This is a genomic window from Ectothiorhodospira lacustris (assembly GCF_022227845.1).
GTDB classification, from domain to species: Bacteria; Pseudomonadota; Gammaproteobacteria; order Ectothiorhodospirales; family Ectothiorhodospiraceae; genus Ectothiorhodospira; species Ectothiorhodospira lacustris.
Genome location: NZ_JAJNQN010000007.1, coordinates 97,265 through 118,001, shown reverse-complemented (window position 1 = coordinate 118,001; position 20,737 = coordinate 97,265). Strand labels below are relative to the sequence as shown.

20 protein-coding genes are annotated in these 20,737 nt (G+C 63.0%); 9 read left to right on the top strand and 11 right to left on the bottom strand.

Annotation, left to right across the window (positions count from 1 at the left end; genetic code table 11):
* Positions 1 to 172 precede the first annotated feature (172 nt).
* Genes LQ956_RS07300 through LQ956_RS07280 form a run of 5 tightly spaced genes read left to right on the top strand, consistent with a single transcriptional unit; the run spans position 173 to position 6,800 of the window.
* On the top strand, positions 173 to 859 hold the full coding sequence (locus LQ956_RS07300; RefSeq protein ID WP_238621424.1) for a class I SAM-dependent methyltransferase: 687 nt from the start codon (positions 173 to 175) through the stop codon (positions 857 to 859).
* 50 nt (positions 860 to 909) lie between these two features.
* Entirely contained in the window at positions 910 to 2,355 is a 1,446-nt protein-coding gene (locus LQ956_RS07295) for a circularly permuted type 2 ATP-grasp protein (protein ID WP_238621423.1), read from the top strand.
* A gap of 36 nt (positions 2,356 to 2,391) precedes the next feature.
* Positions 2,392 to 3,342 carry an alpha-E domain-containing protein gene (locus LQ956_RS07290; RefSeq protein WP_238621422.1) on the top strand — a complete coding sequence of 317 codons (951 nt, stop codon included), beginning with the start codon at positions 2,392 to 2,394 and terminating at the stop codon, positions 3,340 to 3,342.
* A gap of 24 nt (positions 3,343 to 3,366) precedes the next feature.
* Positions 3,367 to 5,928: a circularly permuted type 2 ATP-grasp protein gene (locus LQ956_RS07285; RefSeq protein WP_238621421.1), complete on the top strand. Its 2,562-nt coding sequence runs from the start codon at positions 3,367 to 3,369 to the stop codon at positions 5,926 to 5,928.
* The gene (locus LQ956_RS07280) at positions 5,925 to 6,800 is read left to right on the top strand and encodes a transglutaminase family protein (protein ID WP_238621420.1); all 876 of its coding nucleotides are present in this window, start codon (positions 5,925 to 5,927) and stop codon (positions 6,798 to 6,800) included. The genes LQ956_RS07285 and LQ956_RS07280 overlap by 4 nt, the downstream gene beginning before the upstream one ends.
* 59 nt (positions 6,801 to 6,859) lie before the next feature.
* Here LQ956_RS07280 and LQ956_RS07275 read toward each other — a convergent pair whose 3' ends face one another.
* The 9 genes from LQ956_RS07275 to LQ956_RS07235 all read right to left on the bottom strand — a co-directional run bounded on the left by LQ956_RS07275 (position 6,860) and on the right by LQ956_RS07235 (position 15,423).
* Positions 6,860 to 8,491: a cation acetate symporter gene (locus LQ956_RS07275; RefSeq protein ID WP_255722028.1), complete on the bottom strand. Its 1,632-nt coding sequence runs from the start codon at positions 8,489 to 8,491 to the stop codon at positions 6,860 to 6,862.
* The gene (locus tag LQ956_RS07270) at positions 8,488 to 8,796 is read right to left on the bottom strand and encodes a DUF485 domain-containing protein (RefSeq protein ID WP_238621419.1); all 309 of its coding nucleotides are present in this window, start codon (positions 8,794 to 8,796) and stop codon (positions 8,488 to 8,490) included. Before LQ956_RS07270 ends, LQ956_RS07275 begins: the two co-directional genes overlap by 4 nt.
* 213 nt (positions 8,797 to 9,009) lie before the next feature.
* Positions 9,010 to 9,816, bottom strand: a complete 807-nt coding sequence (locus LQ956_RS07265; RefSeq protein WP_238621418.1) for a proteasome-type protease — start codon at positions 9,814 to 9,816, stop codon at positions 9,010 to 9,012.
* 94 nt (positions 9,817 to 9,910) lie between these two features.
* Positions 9,911 to 10,684: a hypothetical protein gene (locus tag LQ956_RS07260; protein ID WP_238621417.1), complete on the bottom strand. Its 774-nt coding sequence runs from the start codon at positions 10,682 to 10,684 to the stop codon at positions 9,911 to 9,913.
* 147 nt (positions 10,685 to 10,831) lie between these two features.
* Positions 10,832 to 11,152, bottom strand: coding sequence for a high-potential iron-sulfur protein (locus LQ956_RS07255; RefSeq protein WP_238621416.1), 321 nt, complete (start codon positions 11,150 to 11,152; stop codon positions 10,832 to 10,834).
* Between the two features lie 364 nt (positions 11,153 to 11,516).
* Complete coding sequence (locus LQ956_RS07250; RefSeq protein ID WP_255722026.1) at positions 11,517 to 12,086, bottom strand: DUF3833 domain-containing protein; 570 nt, start codon at positions 12,084 to 12,086, stop codon at positions 11,517 to 11,519.
* A gap of 1 nt (position 12,087) precedes the next feature.
* Entirely contained in the window at positions 12,088 to 13,317 is a 1,230-nt protein-coding gene (locus tag LQ956_RS07245) for an SAM-dependent methyltransferase (RefSeq protein ID WP_238629672.1), read from the bottom strand.
* A 15-nt stretch (positions 13,318 to 13,332) separates the two neighbouring features.
* The gene (locus LQ956_RS07240) at positions 13,333 to 14,082 is read right to left on the bottom strand and encodes a DUF1365 domain-containing protein (RefSeq protein ID WP_238629671.1); all 750 of its coding nucleotides are present in this window, start codon (positions 14,080 to 14,082) and stop codon (positions 13,333 to 13,335) included.
* Positions 14,083 to 14,085: 3 nt separating this feature from the next.
* The gene (locus tag LQ956_RS07235) at positions 14,086 to 15,423 is read right to left on the bottom strand and encodes an NAD(P)/FAD-dependent oxidoreductase (RefSeq protein WP_238621412.1); all 1,338 of its coding nucleotides are present in this window, start codon (positions 15,421 to 15,423) and stop codon (positions 14,086 to 14,088) included.
* Positions 15,424 to 15,768: 345 nt separating this feature from the next.
* Here LQ956_RS07235 and folE point away from each other — a divergent pair, with 345 nt between their 5' ends.
* Positions 15,769 to 16,350, top strand: a complete 582-nt coding sequence (folE, locus tag LQ956_RS07230; RefSeq protein WP_238621446.1) for a GTP cyclohydrolase I FolE — start codon at positions 15,769 to 15,771, stop codon at positions 16,348 to 16,350.
* A 238-nt stretch (positions 16,351 to 16,588) separates the two neighbouring features.
* On the opposite strand, the gene LQ956_RS07225 is transcribed toward folE, so the two are convergent.
* Together LQ956_RS07225 and LQ956_RS14945 are read right to left on the bottom strand one after the other, a co-directional pair.
* Complete coding sequence (locus LQ956_RS07225; protein WP_238629670.1) at positions 16,589 to 18,046, bottom strand: cryptochrome/photolyase family protein; 1,458 nt, start codon at positions 18,044 to 18,046, stop codon at positions 16,589 to 16,591.
* Positions 18,043 to 19,023: a MerR family transcriptional regulator gene (locus tag LQ956_RS14945; protein WP_255722024.1), complete on the bottom strand. Its 981-nt coding sequence runs from the start codon at positions 19,021 to 19,023 to the stop codon at positions 18,043 to 18,045. The genes LQ956_RS07225 and LQ956_RS14945 overlap by 4 nt, the downstream gene beginning before the upstream one ends.
* Positions 19,024 to 19,086: 63 nt before the next feature.
* Here LQ956_RS14945 and LQ956_RS07215 point away from each other — a divergent pair, with 63 nt between their 5' ends.
* From LQ956_RS07215 to LQ956_RS07205, 3 genes are all read left to right on the top strand, one after another.
* Positions 19,087 to 19,869, top strand: a complete 783-nt coding sequence (locus LQ956_RS07215; protein ID WP_238629669.1) for an SDR family NAD(P)-dependent oxidoreductase — start codon at positions 19,087 to 19,089, stop codon at positions 19,867 to 19,869.
* Positions 19,866 to 20,306, top strand: a complete 441-nt coding sequence (locus LQ956_RS07210; protein ID WP_238621409.1) for a nuclear transport factor 2 family protein — start codon at positions 19,866 to 19,868, stop codon at positions 20,304 to 20,306. Before LQ956_RS07215 ends, LQ956_RS07210 begins: the two co-directional genes overlap by 4 nt.
* An 84-nt stretch (positions 20,307 to 20,390) precedes the next feature.
* Positions 20,391 to 20,708: a hypothetical protein gene (locus LQ956_RS07205; protein WP_238621408.1), complete on the top strand. Its 318-nt coding sequence runs from the start codon at positions 20,391 to 20,393 to the stop codon at positions 20,706 to 20,708.
* Positions 20,709 to 20,737: the final 29 nt, after the last annotated feature.

Genomic DNA, 20,737 nt, shown 5'->3' with positions numbered 1-20,737 from the left:
TTGGCGGGTGTCACAGTGAATCAACAATGTCATGCTACTCCTTTGAGCATTCGTTCCCTCTCACCCCCCGAACTTTCTAACCCCAATGGGGAGCGGATACATAGTATCCTGACTTGAATCTGCCGCCTTGACTCGTTAAAACAGGCTAACACTCAAAAAGTGATCCGACCCCATGGACCTATCTTCAATCCGCACCGCCTACCGCCGCTATGCCCGTTACTACGACAGGGTGTTCGGACCGATCTTCGCCGGGGGCCGGCGCATGGCTGTGCACTTGGTCAACAATGGTCCCGGGCAGCGCATTCTGGAAGTGGGTGTCGGCACCGGCCTGTCGTTGCCGGAATATCGTCGGGATGCCCGTGTGGTCGGTATCGACATCAGCCCTGACATGCTGCAGCTGGCTCGGGAACGGACCCGGGACGAGTCGCTGCCCCAGGTGGAGGCCCTGCTGGAGATGGATGCGGAGGCGCTGGCGTTTCCGGACAACAGCTTTGACGGGGTGGTGGCCATGTATGTGGCTTCGGTCGTGCCTAATCCGGACAGGCTGATGGCGGAGATGCGCCGTGTCTGTGTACCCGGCGGGGATGTGGTGGTGATCAATCATTTCGCCTCCCGGCATCCTTTTCTGCGGCGGCTGGAGCAGATGCTGCGTCCGCTCTCCCGTCTCATGGGTTTTCGTCCTGACATGGAACTGGACAGCCTGCCGCAATGGCCGGATCTCCATCGCGTGGGGGTGCACAAGACCAATCTGTTCGGTTACTGGAAACTGGTTCATTATCGCAGCAGTGATGCCCCGGTGCCGCTGGAGGGCGGTGGCGATGGGCCGGTCGTGGTCAAGGCTGCCGACCAGCCCGGCTGAATGTCCACCCGTCACCAGCGCGCCCCGCCCCAGGAACCACGGAAAATCCCATGACCATTGACTGGAAGTCCTACGACCCGGCTGGATTCTATGATGAGCTCATCGCCGCCCCGGGACAGGCACGGGAGGCAGCACTCACCCTGACCAATTATCTGCGCTCCCTGAGCGATGAGGAACTGCACGAACGCAAGGCGGCCGCCGAGCACGCCATCGTGGAGATGGGGATCACCTTCACGGTGTACACCGAAGGGGGTAACATCGACCGGGCCTGGCCCTTCGACATCATCCCCCGCATCATCCCCCGCAGTGAGTGGGCACGGGTGGAGGCGGGGCTGGCCCAGCGGCTCACGGCCCTGAACCTGTTCATCAACGATCTCTACAACGAACAGCGCATCGTCAAGGACAAGGTCTTTCCCAAGTCGGTACTGGCCAAGTCGAAGAACTTTCGCGAGCAATGCATCGGCATCCAGCCGACCCATGGTGTCTGGGCCCACATCTGCGGTTCCGACCTGGTGCGCGATGCCGACGGTACCTTCTACGTGTTGGAGGACAACCTGCGCGTCCCGTCCGGGGTGTCCTACATGCTGGAAAACCGCCAGGTCACCAAGCGGGTCTTCCCCGAACTGTTCGAGAACTACAGCATCCGCCCGGTGGACGAGTACCCCTCTTTGCTGTTTGACATGCTGGCTGCCCTGTCCCCTCGCCCCATGGACTATCCGCAGGTGGTGGTACTGACCCCCGGCATCTATAACTCCGCCTATTTCGAGCATGCCTATCTGGCGCAGCGCATGGGGGCCGAACTGGTGGAGGGGGCTGACCTGGTGGTGAGTGACGATGACTGTGTCTACATGCGCACGGTCGCGGGTCTGGAACGGGTGGACGTGATCTACCGGCGCATTGATGACCTGTTCCTGGATCCGGAGGCCTTCAATCCCGACTCCATGCTGGGGGTGAAGGGACTGATGCGGGCTTGGCGCAAGGGCAACGTGGCCCTGGTGAACGCCCCCGGTGCGGGGGTGGCGGACGACAAGGTGGTCTATGCTTTCGTGCCCAAGATGATCCGCTACTACCTGGACCAGGACCCGATCATCCCCAATGTGCCCACCCATCTGTGCATGAACCCCAAGGAGCGGGAGTACGTGCTGGCCAACCTGGAACATCTGGTGGTCAAACCCGCCAATGAGTCCGGTGGCTACGGCATGATCGTCGGCCCCCATGCCACGCGCAAGCAGCGCCAGGAGTTCGCCGAGCTGATCCGCAAGGACCCGCGCAACTATATCGCCCAGCCCACCCTGAAGCTCTCCACCTCACCCACCCTGTGCGATGGTCATCTGGAGCCCCGCCATCTGGATCTGCGCCCCTTCATCCTGCAGGGGGTGCGTACCGACGTGACTGCCGGTGGCCTGACCCGGGTAGCCTTGCGCAAAGGCTCCCTGGTGGTCAACTCCTCCCAGGGCGGGGGGAGCAAGGACACCTGGATCGTCGATACGGAATGACCTCGTCCTTGTCCCTCAACCTGCAGGCCTGACCCCATGCTTTCACGTGTTGCCGAACGTCTTTACTGGATGGCCCGCTACATCGAGCGGGCCGAGAATGCCGCGCGCATGGTCACCGCCTTCAACCATCTGGCCCTGGACATGCCCCGCAGCGTGCGCCTGTCCTGGCGGGGTATGGTGTCCATTACCGGCAATGAATCGATCTACGAAAAGAACTACCGCAAGTACGATGAACGCAACGTGGTGAAGTTCCTGCTGGCGGACGGCGATAACCCGGGATCTATTCTCAATGCCTTGCGGGCGGCCCGGGAAAATGTGCGTACCACCCGGGATCTGGTCCCCAGCGAGGTCTGGGAGACGGTGAACGAGCTGTATCACTATGCCGACTCCGCCGTGGACACCGGGCTGAGTAAGCGGGGACGCTATCAGTACCTGGTCAAGGTGATCAGCCATTGCCAGCAGCTTACCGGCATGTTGGCGGGCACCATGAGTCATGACGCGGCCTATGACTTCATTCGCGCCGGCCGTAATCTGGAGCGGGCGGATATGACCACTCGCCTGCTGGATGTGGGGGCCATGGGGCTGTTGAGCAACGATCCTCAGGACGAGGCTGCCATGGCCCAGTTCGAGAGCCTGCTGTGGGTGAATATCCTCAAGTCCCTCAGTGCCTTCCAGATGTATCGCCAGCATGTACGGCGACGGGTCAATGGCGAGGATGTGCTTAAATTCATCTTTCAGGACCGCGAGTTTCCCCGTGCCGTGGCCCATGCCCTGGGCGAGGTGGAAATCAGTCTGACCAATCTGCCCCGCAACGAGATCGCCTTGCGCCTGGCCATTCAGGTCAGGCGTCATGTGATGGAAGCCAACGTCGACAAGCTTCTGGAGGCAGATGAACTGCACCGCTTCATCGACCAGCTCCAGCAGGAGATGAATGAATTGCACGACATGATCGCCGACACCTGGTTCAGTCTGGACAGGGCTGTCTGACCGGGCCCCGGCCCGGCTTACCTCATGGCTGTCCACGCGCCCCTGCCGCTGTTGACCCCGGAATACGCCCTGTCCGGGAACCGCTTTGATGAGCTGCTCACGCCCGAGGGTGCCCTGCGTCCGCAATGGGAGCCGATCATGGGGGCCTTGGCGCAGTTGGGACGGGAGGGGCTGGCGGAGCGGGCCGCGGATGTCGGGCGCCTGCTGCGGGAAAGCGGGGTCACTTACAACGTCTATTCCGACCCTCAGGGGGCTGAGCGCTCCTGGCCGCTGGATCCGGTGCCCATGGTGCTGGAAAGCAAGGAATGGGCCGTCATCGAGACCGGCCTCATCCAGCGGGCGGAACTTCTGAACCTGATCCTCAAGGATCTTTATGGTCCCCGCGAACTGATCCGCAAGGGCCTGCTGCCCCTGGAACTGATCTATGGGTATCCGGGGTTTCTGCGTCCCTGTGTCGGCAGTCTGCCCGAGGTCCCCAATCCCCTGGCCCTGTATGCGGCCGACCTGGTGCGCCGTCCCGATGGACATTTCGTGGTCCTGGGGGACCGTACCCAGGCCCCTTCCGGGGCCGGGTATGCCCTGGAGAACCGGGTGATCCTGTCCCGGGTGTTCCCCAGCCTGTATCGGGATGCCCAGGCCCATCGCCTCACCCGTTTCTTCCAGACCCTGCGCCAAAGTCTGATCGGGTTGCCTTCGCCCGCCACCGGGCCGGATGCCCCACGGGTGGTGCTACTGTCCCCCGGTCCCCTCAACGAGACCTGGTTCGAGCATGTGTACCTGGCCGGTTACCTGGGATACACCCTGGTGCAGGGGCAGGACCTGGTGGTTTCCGAAGGGCGGGTCTGGTTGCGCTCCCTGAACGGTCCGGAGCCGGTGGACGTGATCCTGCGTCGTGTGGATGACAGCTTTTGTGACCCGCTGGAACTGCGTCAGGATTCCCGGCTGGGGGTAGCGGGTCTTTTGGAGGTGGCGCGACAGGGGCGGGTGGCCATCGTCAACCCCCTGGGCAGTGGTGTGTTGGAGTGTCCGGCCCTGTCGGCCTATCTGCCCGCCATTGCCCGCCACCTGCTGGGGCAGGACCTGATCCTGTCCACGGTAGAAACCTGGTGGTGTGGTGACCCCCTGCAGCGGGAGTACGTACTGTCCCGACTGGAACAGCTGGTGATCCGCGATCTGGAGCCGGGCCGCAGTGCCACTCTGTTCGGCGATACGCTCTCCCGTTCCGAGCGTGAGGCCCTGAAGGACCGCATCCATGCCAATCCTCGTGGTTTCGTGGCCCAGGAACGGCTGGAATTGTCCACCCTGCCGGCCTTGGGGCCGGCAGGGGACCTGGAGCCCCGTCGTGGCTGGCTGCGGACCTACCTGTGTGCCCGGGAAGGTGATTACGTGGTGATGCCCGGCGGCCTGTCCCGGGTGGCCGGTTCCCGGGGCGCCGCCTGGGTCTCGAATCAGGCAGGCGGCGTGAGCAAGGATACCTGGGTGCTGGCCTCCGAGGCCGAACCGTCACTGGGTCTGGTGGGGGCCATGCCCATGGTGGGCGGGCTGGGTACGCCGGTATCGCTGTCGGGGCGGGTGGCGGAAAATCTGTTCTGGATGGGGCGCTATGCGGAGCGGGCCGAGGGCACCCTGCGGCTCATACAGGTGGTGCTGACGCGCCGCCGCCTGGTGAGGGAGTCCGGTGCCATCGGTACCCGGGATGCCACCCTGCGCACCCTGCTGCGGGCACTGACTCATCTAACGGCCACGTATCCCGGTTTTGTCCTGGCTGGGGCGGAGACCGCCCTGGCCGATCCGGCACCGGAATTACTGGAACTCATCCTCAATCGTGAACGCATCGGTAGCCTGGGTTTTACCCTGCAGGCCCTGTTGCGGGCCGGTCACGAGTTGCGAGACCGCATCTCCGGTGACAGTTGGCGGGTCATCTCGGGCCTGCAGGAGCGCAGCAATGCCCTGGGGCAGTGGCGACCCCATGATCCGGAACACCTGGCACGCAACCTGGATGAACTCATCACGCACCTGCTGGCTATGTCCGGTCTGGCCCAGGAGAGCACGCCCAGGCACCTGAACTGGGTCTTCCTGGACGCCGGGCGACGTCTGGAGCGGGGGCTGCTGTTGACCAGCCTGCTGCGGGCCACCCTGGTGCGTCCCTGTGCGCCGGAGGACGAACCGCCGCTGCTGGAAGCGGTCCTTAACTATGCCGAGAACACCGCCGCCGATCCCCAGGCACTGCGTCCGGAGGCCCTGCTGGACAGCCTGCTGGTCGACGAGCGAAACCCTCGTTCCCTGGGTTTTCAATTGGCGGCCCTGGAGTGCCACGGGGCGGCCATGCCGCGCACTGAGCGGGACGAGCGCCTGACCCCGGCGGAGCGCCTGATCTTGGAGGCTCGCACTGAACTGCGTCGCCTGCAGTTGCGCGAATTGACGCAGCCGGATGCGCAGGGGGGGCATCGTCAGGCACTGGATCAGTGTCTGGCACGCCAGCAGCACCTGCTCGGCAGCGCCTCTCAAGCCCTGAGCCGATCCTATTTTGATTTCACACGCAGCCAGCATCTGCTGGTCTCCAATCTGCCGGTACCGGGGATATGAAGTATCGTATCCGGCATGTCACCCATTACCACTATCCCGGTCCCGTGAGCCTGTGCCACAACGAGCTTCATCTGGCACCCCGGGACACGGCCGTTCAGTCCCTGCAGTCGCTGGAAATCCAGGTGTCACCGCTACCGGGTTACCAGGCGGAGCGGCTGGATTTTTTCGGCAACCGGGTCCATTGCTTCAGTATCCGGCAGAGCCATCGCGAACTGGAGATCACGGCCGGCAGTCAGGTGATCCTGCAGCCCTCCGGGGCGGAGCCACGGGGTCTGCAGGCCTGGGAAACGGTGTGCGATCGGCTGTTGCAGGAGAACACGTCCGAGACCCTGGACGCCCGTCAATATGTGCTGCCTTCGCCCCAGGTGCCGCTGTTATCGGAGTTGCATGACTATGCGGCCCGCTCCCTCTTGCCGGGGCGACCCCTGCGCGAGGCGGTGGAGGAGTTGATGGGGCGGATTTTTCAGGATTTCGAATATCGGCCGGGGTTTACTTCCGTGAGCACGGAGCTGTCCATGGTGATGCGTCATCGCTGCGGGGTCTGCCAGGACTTTGCCCACCTGGCGCTGGGCTGTCTGCGCAGTCATGGCCTGGCGGCGCGCTATGTGAGCGGCTATCTGGAAACCCTGCCGCCGCCGGGGCAGAAAAAGCTGGAAGGGGCCGATGCTTCCCATGCCTGGTTTTCCGTGTACATCCCGGGCGAGGGCTGGCTGGACCTGGATCCCACCAACAACCTGATCCCCATGGATCGGCATATTACCCTGGCCTGGGGACGGGACTATACGGATGTGACGCCGGTCAAGGGCGTGCTGTTCGGCGGCGGCGATTCCCACGCCCTGGAAGTCCGGGTGGACGTGGTGCGGGAAGGGTAAGACGGGCACAAAAAAGCCCTTCTCCCCGGAGCGGGGAGAAGGGCTTCATGGTGGCCGCCTTAGTGCTGCGAGGCCTTGTCGATGCCGATACCCGTCTGGGCACGGATGTACTGAGCTTCGAACAGCGCCTTGTCCACCGCCGCCCGCTTGGACTTGTCAAGCAGGGAGAAGATCCAGATGCCCAGGAAGGCAATGGTCACGGTGAACAGCGCCGGGTTGCTGTAGGGCACGATGGCCTGTTCATTACCCAGCACCTGCACCCACACGTTCGGACCCAGGACCACCATCACCACGGCCGAGATCAGGCCCAGGGTGCCGCCCAGTACCGCGCCCAGGGTGGTCATGCCGCCCCAGTACATGGACATGATCAGCACCGGGAAGGTGGTGGAAGCGGCAATGGTGAATGCCAGGCCCACCAGGAAGGCGATGTTCTGGCTCTGGAAGGTGATTCCCAGCAGCACCGCGATCACGCCCAGCACCAGGGTGGCCACGCGGGACACCCGCATCTCCTGCTGACTGGTGGCCTTCTTGTTGATCACGCTGGCGTACAGGTCATGGGAGATGGCCGAGGCACCGGCCAGGGTCAGACCGGCTACCACCGCCAGGATGGTGGCGAAGGCCACGGCGGAGATGAAGCCCAGGAACAGGTCGCCGCCCAGGGCATGGGACAGGTGAACCGCGGGCATGTTGGAACCACCCAGCATGTTGCCGGCTTCGTCGAAGTAGGCCGGGTTGCCCATCACGAAGGCGATGGCACCCATGCCGATGATGAAGGTCAGCACATAGAAGTAGCCGATGAAGCCGGTGGCATAGAACACGGACTTGCGGGCTTCCTTGGCGCTGGGCACGGTGAAGAAGCGCATCAGGATATGCGGCAGGCCGGCGGTACCGAACATCAGGGCGATACCCAGGGAGATGGCGGAGATCGGGTCGCTCACCAGGCCGCCCACATCGAAGATGGTTTCACCTTTCTGGTGGGTCTCCGCTGCGGTACGGAACAGGGTCTCCAGGCTGAAGCCGGACAGGTACAGGGCCATCACCGCGATGAAGGTGGCACCGGAGAGCAGCAGCACCGCCTTGATGATCTGCACCCAGGTGGTGGCCAGCATGCCGCCGAAGGTCACGTAGGCAATGATCAGCATGCCCACGATGACCACGGCCACTTCAAAGCTCAGACCGAACAGGGTCTGGATCAGGGCGCCCGCGCCCACCATCTGGGCGATCAGGTAGAGCAGGACGATGGTGATGCCGGCAAAGGCCGAGAACACGCGGATCGGGGTGCGCTGAAAGCGAAAGGACACCACGTCGGAGAAGGTGAACTTACCCAGGTTGCGCAGGCGTTCGGACATGATGAACATGATCACCGGCCAGCCCACCAGAAAGCCGATGGAGTAGATCAGGCCATCGAAGCCGGAGGTATAGACCAGCGCGGTGATCCCCAGGAAGGAGGCTGCGGACATGTAGTCGCCGGCGATGGCCAGGCCGTTCTGGAAACCGGTGATGCCGCCGCCCGCGGTGTAGAAGTCGGAGGCGGTCTTGGTGCGCCGGGCCGCCCAGTAGGTGACGCCCATGGTGGCGACCACGAAGACCAGGAACATGATGGTGGAGGCATAGCTGATGCCATCCCCCGCGTAGGCGTTGGCCGAAGCCATGAGCAATGCCGCGAAAGACAGGGCTAGCAGGACTTTCATTTGGCAAGCTCCCTTACTTTTTCACTCAGTTTGTCGAACTCGGTGTTGGCCTTGTAGACATAGATGCCGGTGAGCAGGAAGGCAAACACGATGATGCTCACGCCCATGGGCACGCCCAGGGTGACGATGCTGTCACCGAAGGGACGGATGGACAGCACGGACGGTGCAAAAGCCACCAGCATGATGAAGGCGTAATACACCAACAGCATGAGTGCGCTCAGTCCCCAGGCCAGCCTTGACCGCTTCTTGACGAGCTGCTGGAAATTGGGATCCGCCTTGATACGATCGATCGTACTTTGGTCCATGGACCTCCCCTCTATCAGGTTGACTTTGGTTATGATCAAATAACTTTTTGTTGCAGCGCAAAAAGTCTGCTGCGCAGTTTACCCACATGCCGTCGACATGCGAAATAAAAACGGTGCGGATGACAGCGAAAATAGCCGATCAACGCGGGTTTGAACGGATATAGGTCAGGATTTCAGCAAATTGGGGGAGGTGTTGACCGAACGCGGTGCGTCTCAGGACTTTTTCCCGGGCTTCTTGCCGGGTTTGCCCGTGGTGGTCAACTGGCTGCCCCGGTGTCGGCTGCGGCGGGAGGCCTCCCAGTCGAACCGGGGCAGATCCTGGAAGGCGTGCCGGATATTGTCATCCCAGGCGCGTTTGAGATCCATCAGATACTCGTCGTCCGCGTCCAGGCACAGATAATGTTCGAACGTCAGGGCATCGCGCTCGTAGACGATCATTTCGATGGGGGGACCCACGGTGACATTGGAGCGCATGGTGGAGTCGATGGATACCAGGGCGCAGCGTGCGGCATCCCCCAGCGGGGTCTCCCGGGCGATGATACGGTCCAGGATGGGCTTGCCGTACTTGCTTTCGCCGATCTGCAGGAAGCGGGTGTGGCTGGAGGTGGTGATGAAGTTGCCTTGTGGATAGACGAGGTAGATCTCCGGTGTCTGCCGCCCGATCTGTCCGCCCAGGATGAAGGACGCATCGGCGCTGAAACCCGCCTTGGTCAGGGTCTCGTCATGCTTTTCCCGTTCTTCCCGATTGATGCGCCCCAGGTAGGCGGCGGCATCCGACAGACCCCGTACCGAATGCAGGCTTTCCTCGGCTTCGTCCTCAATGTCCCGCTTGATACGGGACAGGACTGCCTGGGAGGTGGCCAGATTGCCCGCAGTCAGCAGTACGAAGACGCGTTCCTTCTCCAGTTCGAAGGTGTGCATCTTGCTGTACATGGAGACCTGGTCTGCTCCCGCATTGGTGCGGGAATCGGAAGCGAATACCAGTCCGTCGTCGAGGGTGATGGCAAGGCAATAGGTCATGAAGGAAGGGAATCCGGCGCAATCGTCGGTAGGCATAGTAGGCGGGGGGGGGGACGGGCGTCAATCACGGCGGTCATGGGCCGGGACGACGGTTTCAGTCGTGGATCACGTCCACGCGCACGAAGAGCGGCATATCCTGCCAGTCCTGCTGACGTCGGGTGCCGGTGATGCGGGCGGCGTCCTCTCTGCCGCTGGTGCCGGTATGGGTCAGGGATATCCATTCGCCCACCGGGCCGGAAAGCGTGCTGTCGACGGCCTGCAGATCCAGACGCCCGCCGCCGGTCGGGCTTTGACGCTCGAATACGGTGCGGATGTCCAGGTGAACCCTACCTGCGGACAGCAGCCGAGGACGGACCAGAAAGCCTCGCCCCAGGTCCCGGTATTCCACCGTTTGCTCCAGGGCAAGGCCGCCGGGCATGGAAATCAGGCGCTGACTGCCCACGGGTATCGACTCGCCGCTGCGAATGAAGGCGACATGCCCTTCAAGGACCCTCAGGGTCTGGTAGTCCCCGCCCCGGTCGGTGGTGGTGCGGCGGGTGATGCGGGCGGTGTCACTGCCGTGACCGGCCTCTCCCCTGCGGACGCTGATGTACAGATTGCGGGGTGGCGTGTCCAGGTCGGCGACCACCTGACGGATCTCCGCCAGGGTCTGGGTGCGGGCACGGACGATGAGCTGAAAGCCGCTGCCGGTGACCACATCCCGGGGTCCCAGCAAGGGCTTGATGAGGGGCAGGATCTCCTCGGCCGAACGATGTTCCAGGGCAATCACCCGGGCGGTGGGGACGCCGGCCCCGGTGATGCCGGGCAGGAGCAGGGCCAGCGCCAGCACCAGGGCTTTGCGCAGTCGTCCGGCGGACGGTGGTGTCATTGGCGGGTCTCCGGGCAGGGCAGTCTGTCTGTTCCGACTGCTCCGGGGCGGGAAGATTCCCCGAAAACAGAAAGACCCGCACGGGGCGGGTCTTTACTGCATGGCGCCCTGCAAAGGTCGCCTACACCATCAACAGTCGTGGCCTGATCAGCCGCGAGCCACGTAGGCGGTACACCAGCCGTTGGCGTTCACCAGCTTGTTGGGGAACACGGCGCAACCGCCCCACTCGGTGGCGGTGGGGTCGGTGTACAGCAGGCAGTTGATGCACTTCTGGCCAGCGGCGTGGGAGGGGTGATCCACGCTGGCGCCGTCGTGCTTGTAGTTCAGGGCCTGGGCCTCGGGGGCACTTTCATCCAGGCGCTCGGCAGCAGCAGCGGTGCTGATACCCATGCTTACGACAGGGATGGCGGCCAGGCCGGCGGCACCGAACTTCAGAAAGCTTCTGCGGCTGAGGTCTTGTTTTTTCATTCCGGTCTTCTCCTAACGTCTCGCGATGGTTACATCATGGGGCGCAGCCGCGGGTACATGGCCCGATCCTGGTCTGTGCCTCAGGAGGTGGCGGAAACCAATTCGCCACCCAAGATCCCGGCAAGAATGTGTGTCGCCATTCCTGATGGGCTTACAAATATAACGGAATATAACGGGCGGTAGTATCCAACATTGTGGTGCCAAGGGCTAGCCCGGAAGCTTGGTCTGTGTCAAAAAAACCGTGGATGTTCCGGATCGGTCATTCCCGCGAAAGCGGGAATCCAGGTGGTGGGTTGAAAGAGTCTGGGCTCCCGCTTTCGCGGGAGCGACGGCACAGAGGGAGCGACTGCGCGGTTTTTCCATTTCACGCAGATTCCGGTTCCCTGTCCTGCTTCTGGAAGAACAGCGTTACTTCCCCCAGGCGGATGCCGAACTTGCTCATCACGGCCCGGTTCACCATTACTCCGTCCTCGTGCATGAACATCCAGTCGTCAAAGTTCACCTTCACCACTCGGGTGCCGATGGGCAGGTTCAGCACGTAACGGAAGTTGAAGGCCTGACCGTAGAGCTTGCCGACGGCCACCCCCTCCACATCGGCGGCGCGCCCTTCATAGGTGTGCTCGTCAAGACGTCGCAGACGCCAGACCCGCCGGTCCTTTTCACCGTCCAGGTAGACGAAGTCCTCTTCCAGCACCAGTTCGTCATCTTCCACATACCCCCGGATATCCACCGTGAACTGTCGCCTGACCTTGCCGAAGCGATCCTGGAACAGTCCCCAGGCGCGCACGTCGCCGGTGAAATAGGCCTCCAGATTCAGGGCCGGTGTGGTGTTCGCATAGTCTTCGGGTTTCATGCTGCACCCCGTCAGTGTCAGAAGGAGAATGAGAAGGGCGATTGCTCGCCCGCACCGGGCCGCAAAACCCTGCCGCGCCATGTCATCGGGCCTCCAGGACGGCGTGCATCAGGTCCGTGTTGCGGGAGCGGAACCCGGCTTCGCAATAGGCCAGATAGAAACACCAGGTGCGCAGGAAGCGCTGGTCATAACCGCCCAGGCCCAGGATGACCGGTGCCTGCTCGCAGACCTGTTGGTACCAGCGGTGCAGGGTATCTGCATAGTCCTGACCGAAGAAGGCGGACTCCCTGATCTGCAGGCCTGCATCGCTTGCGGCCTGCTCGAACGCCGGCACCGAGGGCAGCATCCCCCCGGGGAAGATGTAGAGCTGGATGAAGTCCGCATGGCTGCGATAGTAGTCGAAGGCCTTGACATCGATGGTGATGATCTGGACGGCGGCTCGGCCGCCGGGACGCAGGCATTGCCGCACGGTCTGGAACCAGGTGGGCCACCAACGTTCCCCCACGGCCTCGAACATCTCGATGGAAACCACATGGTCAAACTGTTCGTTCAGGTCACGGTAGTCCTGCAGCCGCAGTTCCACCCGGTCCGACAGCCCGGCCGCTTGCATGCGTCGGCGGGCGTAGTCCAGTTGTTCCCGGGACAGGGTGATGCCGGTCACCCGGTAGCCCTGCCGGGCCGCATGTTCGGCAAAACCGCCCCAGCCGCAGCCGATCTCGAGGATATGCGCGCCGGGCGGGGCCTCCAGGCGCTCCAACAGTCGGGCGTACTTGCGTTCCTGGGCTGTCTCCAGGGACTCTTCCGGCTGCTCGAACAGGGCCGCGGAGTAGGTCATGGTGGCGTCCAGCCACAGCTGGTAGAAGTCGTTGCCCAAGTCATAATGAAAGGCGATGTTGCGGCGGCTGCCGGGACGGCTGTTGCCTCGCAGGCGATGGCGCAGGCTATCCCAGAGATGGGCCGGCCTTGACCCATTGACCAGTTGAGGAATGTGGGGTTGATTCACCGCCCCCATGTTGAGCAGGGCCGGCAGATCCGGGCTGTCCCAGTCGCCCACCATGTAGCCTTCGCCGAATCCCACCAACCCCCGGGTGATCATGCGTCGCACCAGCGCGAACGGACGGTGAATACGGATCTCACCGCTGCCCCCGGGGTGCCTGCCTTCGATGGTCCAGCGATGACCATCCGGTGTTTCGATGGTCAGATCCCCCAGATGCAGGTGCCGAAGATGGCGCAGCAGCAACCGCAGCCCCAGGGAGGGGACGCGGGACGCGAGAGTGGTACTGCCTTGGGTGGGTGTCTGTTCCAGGGACATCGGTGCTTCTCCTCTTCAGGACGGCGTCGGCTTGCTGTAGTACTGTCCGCCCTTCCACCAGATTTTCAGGGCATGCCAGTGGATGGCGGCGAGCACCTTCAGCGTCATGAAGGGGACGGCCGCCGTCGCCTTGAGCAGCTCACCATCGGTGAGGGGGCGGGCATGGCCGGTCTGGGCCGCGGACAGCATGAGTCGGGAATCCTGGTATTCGTGAATCAAGACATTCAATGCCTCATCGGGCTCCGACAGCCGGAACTGATAACGCGCATCCATTTCGATGAAGGGGGAGACGTAGAACAGCTTGTCCTGGGAGGCGCGCACCGGCCATGCCATGGGGGCGCCGTCGGCGTGCAGGAGATAATGGTGATGGTCACCGAGGGTATTGCTGACCTCGCAGATCACGGCCCGCAGGCTACCGTCCCGGTGCCGGCAGTACCACAGGCTCAGCGGATTGAAGGTATACCCGAGCACCCTGGGAAAACACAGGAGCTGCACCTGCCCCCCCTCAAGATCGATTCCGGCACGGCCCAGACAGGCATCTACCCACGGACGCCAGGGGGAACCGTCTCGTGGTCCGTGGTCGCGGGCATTCAGACCCAGCAGGTTGAAACGGTTGACCGAGAGCAGGCGCAGGGAGCGGTTCAGGTCGTCCAGTTTGTCCACGTCCACCAGCAGGCTAAAGACCCGATAGGTGAAACGGTATTCCACCGGGAACAGCCTCCGGTGCATGACCCGGGTACGGTAAAGACGGTCAGGTTGCGTCATGCCTCAGACTGCCTCGACCTGGGGCAAGGTACACACCGGCAGGGTATTTTCGGACTGGAGTGCCGTGGTCCAGGGCGGTATGACACCGAGCTGGCCCGCCACCTGCAGGGCGGAGCGCAGCCCGTCTTCATGGAAGCCGTAGCCGGTCCAGGCGCCGCAGAACCACAGGCGGTCACGACCCTGGATCGTGGGCAAGGCCCGCTGAGCCGCCATGGCGCCCTGGTCGAAGACCGGGTGGTGATAGATGATCTCCTTTATCACCTTCTCCGGCAGGGGTTCTTCCAGGGGGTTGAGGCTGACCAGATACTCCTCCGGCTCATCCAGGGCCTGGAGGCGATTCATCCAGTAGGTGACGGAGACTTCGTTGACCGGCGCATCGGTCAGACGGTGGCGGGCCAGGTAGTTCCACGAGGACCAGACCTTGCGCAGCTTCGGCATCAGGCGGGTGTCGGTATGCAGGATGGCTCGGTTGGACTGGTAGTGGAAAGCATCCAGGATGCGGACTTCATCCTCCGTGGGCGCTTCCAGCATGCCCAGGGTATCGTCGGCATGGCAGCCGAATACCACCTGATCGAAGAAGGCCTCAGCGCCGTCATCGGTGATCAATCGGATCTGTGTCTCCTGACGCTGTACCGCCACCACCCGGCGGGCCACGTGGACATTCTCCGGCAGAGCCTTGAGCATCTTTCTCACGTATTCCCGGCTGCCTCCGGTGACGGTATGCCACTGGGGGCGATCGCGCAGATCCAGCAGGCCGTGATTGGCAAAGAAGTTCAGGAAGGAGAGTAGCGGGAAATCCAGCATCTTGTGGGTGGGACAGGACCAGATGGCCGCCGCCATCGGCAGGAGATAGTCATCCCGGAAGCCGGGTCCATAGCCCTCGTTGAGCAGATACCCCCCCAGCGTCATGTCCGTACTGCTGCCCGCCTGCAACAGGCGCTTGGCGGCTCGGTTGAAGCGCAGGATGTCCGCCAGCATGCGCAGGAAACGCGGATTGGTGAGATTGCGGCGTTGGGCAAACACGGAGTTCAGGTCCGAGCCGGCGTATTCCAGGCGCCCGTTGCCCACTGAGGCGGCGAAGGACATGTCGGTGGGCTGACTGGTGATCCCCAGATGCTGGAACAGCGCGGTGAGGTGAGGGTAGTTGCGATGGTTGAACACCATGAAGCCCGTATCCACGCCGCGGGGGCCATCGCGGCCCGGAATGTCCACTGTGTGCGTGTGTCCGCCGATGTAATCGTTCTTTTCGAACAGGGTCACATCGTATTGACGGCACAGCAGCCAGGCGGCGGCCAGTCCGGCAATGCCTGCACCAACAACGGCGATACGTTCATGGGCCATGGGTTCAGTTCCTCTGATCTGGAATTATTCTTATACATTATATGTACAAAGCTTGTAAAATACTGTACAAGCAATGACGGGGCGATTTTGCACGGCCTGGGCATTTTCCGGCAGGACCTGACAGAGAGGTTCGACATTCGGTGCTTCCGGATCGTTCCTGGTCAGTGCCGGCGACGCCCATACCGTCCATGCCCCCATGGTGCAGCATAGCTGCTAAAACACTGGAGGCCCGCATCAGCAAGGCCGGAAAGGGCAGCGTACCACCTCCTGCGGGGGTGGTCTTTCATGAATCATCAGGAGATCAAGACCATGAAGACAGTTGCACAGATCGCCGGAGACGGCGCCATGAAAGCCCCGCTCAAGCTGATGTCGGCCGATGCTCTGGCGGACCATTACCGCAAGATGCTGGTGGGCCTGGGGGAGGATCCCGAACGTGAGGGTCTCAAGGGTACGCCGCTGCGCGCCGCCAAGGCCATGCAGTACCTGACTCAGGGCTATCATCAGTCGGTGGATGAACTGGTCAATGGTGCCCTGTTCGCCTCCGGCAGCGACGAGATGGTGCTGGTGAAGGATATCGAGCTGTATTCCCTGTGCGAGCATCACCTGCTGCCTATCATCGGTAAATGCCATGTGGCCTACCTCCCGAACGGCAAGGTGTTGGGTCTCTCCAAGGTGGCGCGTATCGTGGACATGTTCGCCCGTCGGTTGCAGATTCAGGAAAGCATGACCCGGGAGATCGCTCAGGCCGTCATGGACGTGACCGAGGCCAAGGGTGTGGCCGTGGTGGCGGAGGCGCGCCATATGTGCATGATGATGCGGGGGGTGGAAAAGCAGAACTCCACTATGGTGACCTCGGTGATGTTGGGCACCTTCCGGGATGATGCCCGTACCCGGTCGGAGTTCATGGATCTGATCCGACGCGGCTGAGCAGACCCATCCTCACCCATGCCCTTCTCCTGCAAGGGGGAAGGGTATCCACGGGAAACACTGAACAATTCCCCCCCTTGCGCCACCCCCGGTTCCCTTGCGTCGCTCCCGGTTCCCTTGCGCCGCTCTCCGGTTCCCTTGCGCCGCTCTCCGGCTCCCCTTTCGTCACTCCCGCGAAAGCGGGAGCCCAGTATTTTCAGCCCATGACTGGATTCCCGCTTGCGCGGGAATGACGGGTTCAGGGCATCCCCGATATCCCGGACCGCGAGAGGCCCTTGAGCTGCTCCCATGCCGCCAGGGCCGCCTTGCGGCTCTCCCCCAGGTCAACCAGGGGGCGCGGGTAATCCTTCGGCACCAGGCCGGCAGGGGCGGTCCAGGGCGCCTGCAGATACCGCTCCGGCAATGTCTTCAGCTCCGGCACCCAGCGCCTGACATAGTCTCCCTGGCCGTCAAAACGCTCCCCCTGCAGCACCGGATTGAATACCCGAAAGTAGGGGGCTGCGTCGGCCCCGCAACCCGCGACCCATTGCCAGCCCAGGGTATTGGCGGCCAGATCCGCATCCACCAGGGTGTCCCAGAACCAGCGTGCCCCGACCTGCCAAGGAATACGCAGGTTCTTGACCAGCAGCGAGGCGGTGATCATCCGTACCCGGTTGTGCATCCAGCCGGTCTGCCACAGTTCCCGCATCCCGGCGTCGACCAGAGGGATACCGGTACGGCCCTGCCGCCAGGCCTCCAGATCCGCTGCGTAGTCCCGGATGTCACGCCAGGGAAAGTCCGCAAAGCGTCCATCCAGCGGCTGTTCGGGGGTATGAGGAAAATGAAACAGCAGGTGGAAGGCAAATTCACGCCAGCCGACCTCCCGCATGAAGGCCTCCACCGAGGCGGTGCCGACGGCGCCCGCTCCCTGGGCCGACAGGTGCCGGCAGGCCCGGATCACTTGTCTTGGGCCGATCTCCCCGAAATGCAGATGGGGAGACAGCCGCGAGGTGCCGGGTTGTCCCGGCAGGTCCCGGTCGGTCTTGTAGGTCAGGATGGGGCCGGTCAGGAAGGTTTTCAGTGCCTGGTGGGCACCGTCCTCGCCCGGCTGCCAGCAGGCGGCCATGCCCTGGTCCCAGGGGACGCGGGGCAGCAGTTCCAATTGATCCAGGGGCACGGTGTCGGGCCAGCGTGCCGGCGGTGTGATGGACCCCGCGGCGGCTTCCACGTCATCGTGCAACCCCATGGCGCAACAGGCCTTCCAGAAGGGGGTGAACACCCGGTAGGGTTCGCCGCTTTTGTTGCTGACCGTCCAGGGTTCGAACAGCAGGGCACTGTTAAAGCTCTCCACCTGCAGCCCCTGATCCTTGAGCGTTGCCTTGATCCGGCGGTCCCGTTCGATCAGGGCCGGTTCATAGCAGCGGTTCCAGATCACCTGATCGGCATCGGTATCGTCGATCAACTGGCGGAGGCTCGCAAGACTGGATCCCCGGCGCAGGATCAAGCGCGAACCCAGCCCCTCCAGGGATCGGGACAGGGCCGCCAGGCTGTGGTGCAGCCACCAGCGGGAGGCCGCCCCGGGGGGCCAGGGAGCCTCTTCCTCCGGTGCATGGATATAGACTGGGATCACCGGCCGCCCTGTCCGCAGGGCGTGGGACAGGGCCGGGTTGTCGGCCAGGCGCAGATCCCGGCGCAGCCACAGCAGGATGGGCTTCATGGGCCTTGCACGACCGAGTTCCGGGAGTGGAGTCGGCGGCTGATCTGTTCGGCGGCCGCCTGCGGGTCTTCGGGCAGCAGGTACACACTGAGGCCGCGCCATGTGTCCGGCCCTTTCTCGGCCCCTGTCGCGGCCAGGAAGACCGGGATATTCAGAGCGATGGCCCATGACTCAACTTGTGCGGTATTTTTTGGAGGCCGCCCCGACAGGACCATGCCCGCCAGGGCGGCCCGGTGGGATACCGTCCCCAGGGATGACAGTGACAGCGGGCCTGAAAACCTGACCACCTGCAGCCCCTGGATGATGAGCAGCAGGGACAGTATGAGCAGTTCCAGATGATCGGTTTCATGGGGGAGGGGGGCGATACCCAGCACGGGACCGGTGCCGTGGTGCAACTCATGACGAAGGCGGGTGCAGAGGGCATGGAAAGCCCAGGCCTGAAAGAACCGATGTTCCGCTTCTGCCGGGCCGCCCTGGTTCGTTTTCTGCGCCAGGTCCAGATGCAGCGGGTGTATCAGGCGGATGATCACGTGCTGGGGGGGGAACAAGGACACGGCATCACCGTAGACCTTTTCCAGGCCGCGGGTGCTGAAATGCCGTACCGCATGCTCCATCCGGTAGCGGTAATCCTGCCAGACATCCGCCGTGACCCGGGACGCCGGTGCCTTCAGGGCAACAGGAGGGGATGACGGTGGGGCGGCCGGGGGCGGGTCCTGTGACAGCACGCCATGAATCCGGCTGATGGAAATTCCCTGTTCCAGCAAGGCCAGTATCTGCTGGATGCGTTCGATGTCCTGCATGCTGTAAAGCCGGTGTCCCTTGGGTGTCCGCTGCGGCATGATCAACCCGTGGCGTCGTTCCCAGGCCCGCAGGGTCACCGCGTTGACACCGGTGACCGAAGACACGGTGCGGATGGGATAGAGTCCGCCTTCGTCGGAAGCGGGCAGGCGCAGGCGGGGGGGCGGAGCAAGGTTCATCTGCAGGATTGTACAACCGTTGTATAATTTTTGTGTAGACCTTTGGGCGACAGGAGAATAGCGATGACGCATCAGACTCGGACGGTAACCCCACAGTCGGTGGTCTGGCTGGTGGGCGCCAGTACCGGCATCGGCAAGGCCCTGGCCCTGCGCCTGGCTGCCACCGGTCGGCACGTGGCGGTGACCTCTCGCAGCGCCGAACGTCTGCAGGCGCTGGCGGACCAGTCTTCGGTACCCGGTGCCATCAAGGCCTTCCCGGGAGACGTCACCGATACCCGGGGACTGGCCGATGTGGTCGCCCGGATTGAATCCCGGATGGGTCCCATCCAGGTCGCCATCCTCAACGCCGGTGACTACGAGCCCATGGCGTTGGAGGACTTCGATCCCGCTCTGTTCCGTCGCCTCATCGAGGTCAACTACCTGGGCGTGGTGAACGGACTGGCGGCGGTAATGCCTTCCATGCTGTCACGTGCAGAGGGCCAGATCCTGGTGACCGCCAGCCTGGCCGGATATCGTGGACTACCCAGGGCCGCTCCCTATGGCGCTTCGAAGGCCGCGGTGATCAATATGGCCGAGTCCCTGCAGCCGGAGTTGGCCATGAAGGGGGTGCAGTTGCGGGTGATCAACCCCGGTTTCGTGAAGACGCCCATGACCGACAAGAACCGCTTCCACATGCCCTTTCTCATGGAGCCGGAGGCTGCCGTGGATGCCATCATGAAGGGGCTGGAGGGCAAAGGGTTTGAAATCAGTTTCCCGCGCCCCTTTGCCTTGATCATGAAAACCCTCAGAATGATGCCCCATCGCCTCTTTCTGGCATTGACCCGACGCATGGTGGACAGCCGATGAGCGAACAAATGGATGGATGGGCGCGGCGGTATGCCGATTTTTTTACCCAACTCAAGGAGCCGGATCTGCAGCGGCTGGATGAGTTCTTCGCGCCGGATGCCCGGTTCAAAGACCCGTTCAATGACGTGACCGGGCTGGAGCAGATTGCCGCGGTGTTTCGGCACATGTTCCGCCAGTGCCCGGCCCCTCGTTTCTATGTGCATTGCTGGGCCACGCAGGGCAATACGGCCTTTTTCCACTGGCGTTTCATGGATCGGGACGAGGGCGCCGACGGCCGGATGTCACTGGATGTGGACGGCATCAGTCGTGTACTGTTCAACGACGAGGGCAAGGTCTTCAGTCATATCGACTACTGGGATACGGCGGAATATCTCTACGATCAGATCCCTCTGTTGGGCGGCATGCTTCGGTTCGTGCGCCGTCGGATCGGGACCTGAAGCCGTGCGATGTTGAATTTTTGTCTTGAATCGACGTCTGAAAAGGCCATACCCTGCAGAAGAATCAAGCCTGAGGCCGGTATCATGTCTGACCGAATCCATTCCCGTTCCCATGCCCTGTCCGGTGACCGTTCCTTTCTGATGGGAGGTCTGGTCATGCTGACCGGACTGGCGCTGACCCTGCAGACGCCCGTGGCGCAGGATGCCATGGCCGATCTCGTCTCCGGCCTGGAGGCGCCCACCCTGGCCCGGACCCTGGAGATGTGGCCGGGCAATCCGCCGCCCTGGATGGATGGCGATCAGCTCATGACGGAAGAGATGGAAGAGCTGCCGGCGCTACTGGGGGCTGATCGCCGTGTCCCGGAGGGGGTTGCGGCCTTGCGTGAACGTCCCGTGAGATAGCCGCACGTCCCGAGCCGTAGCGGTTGCTC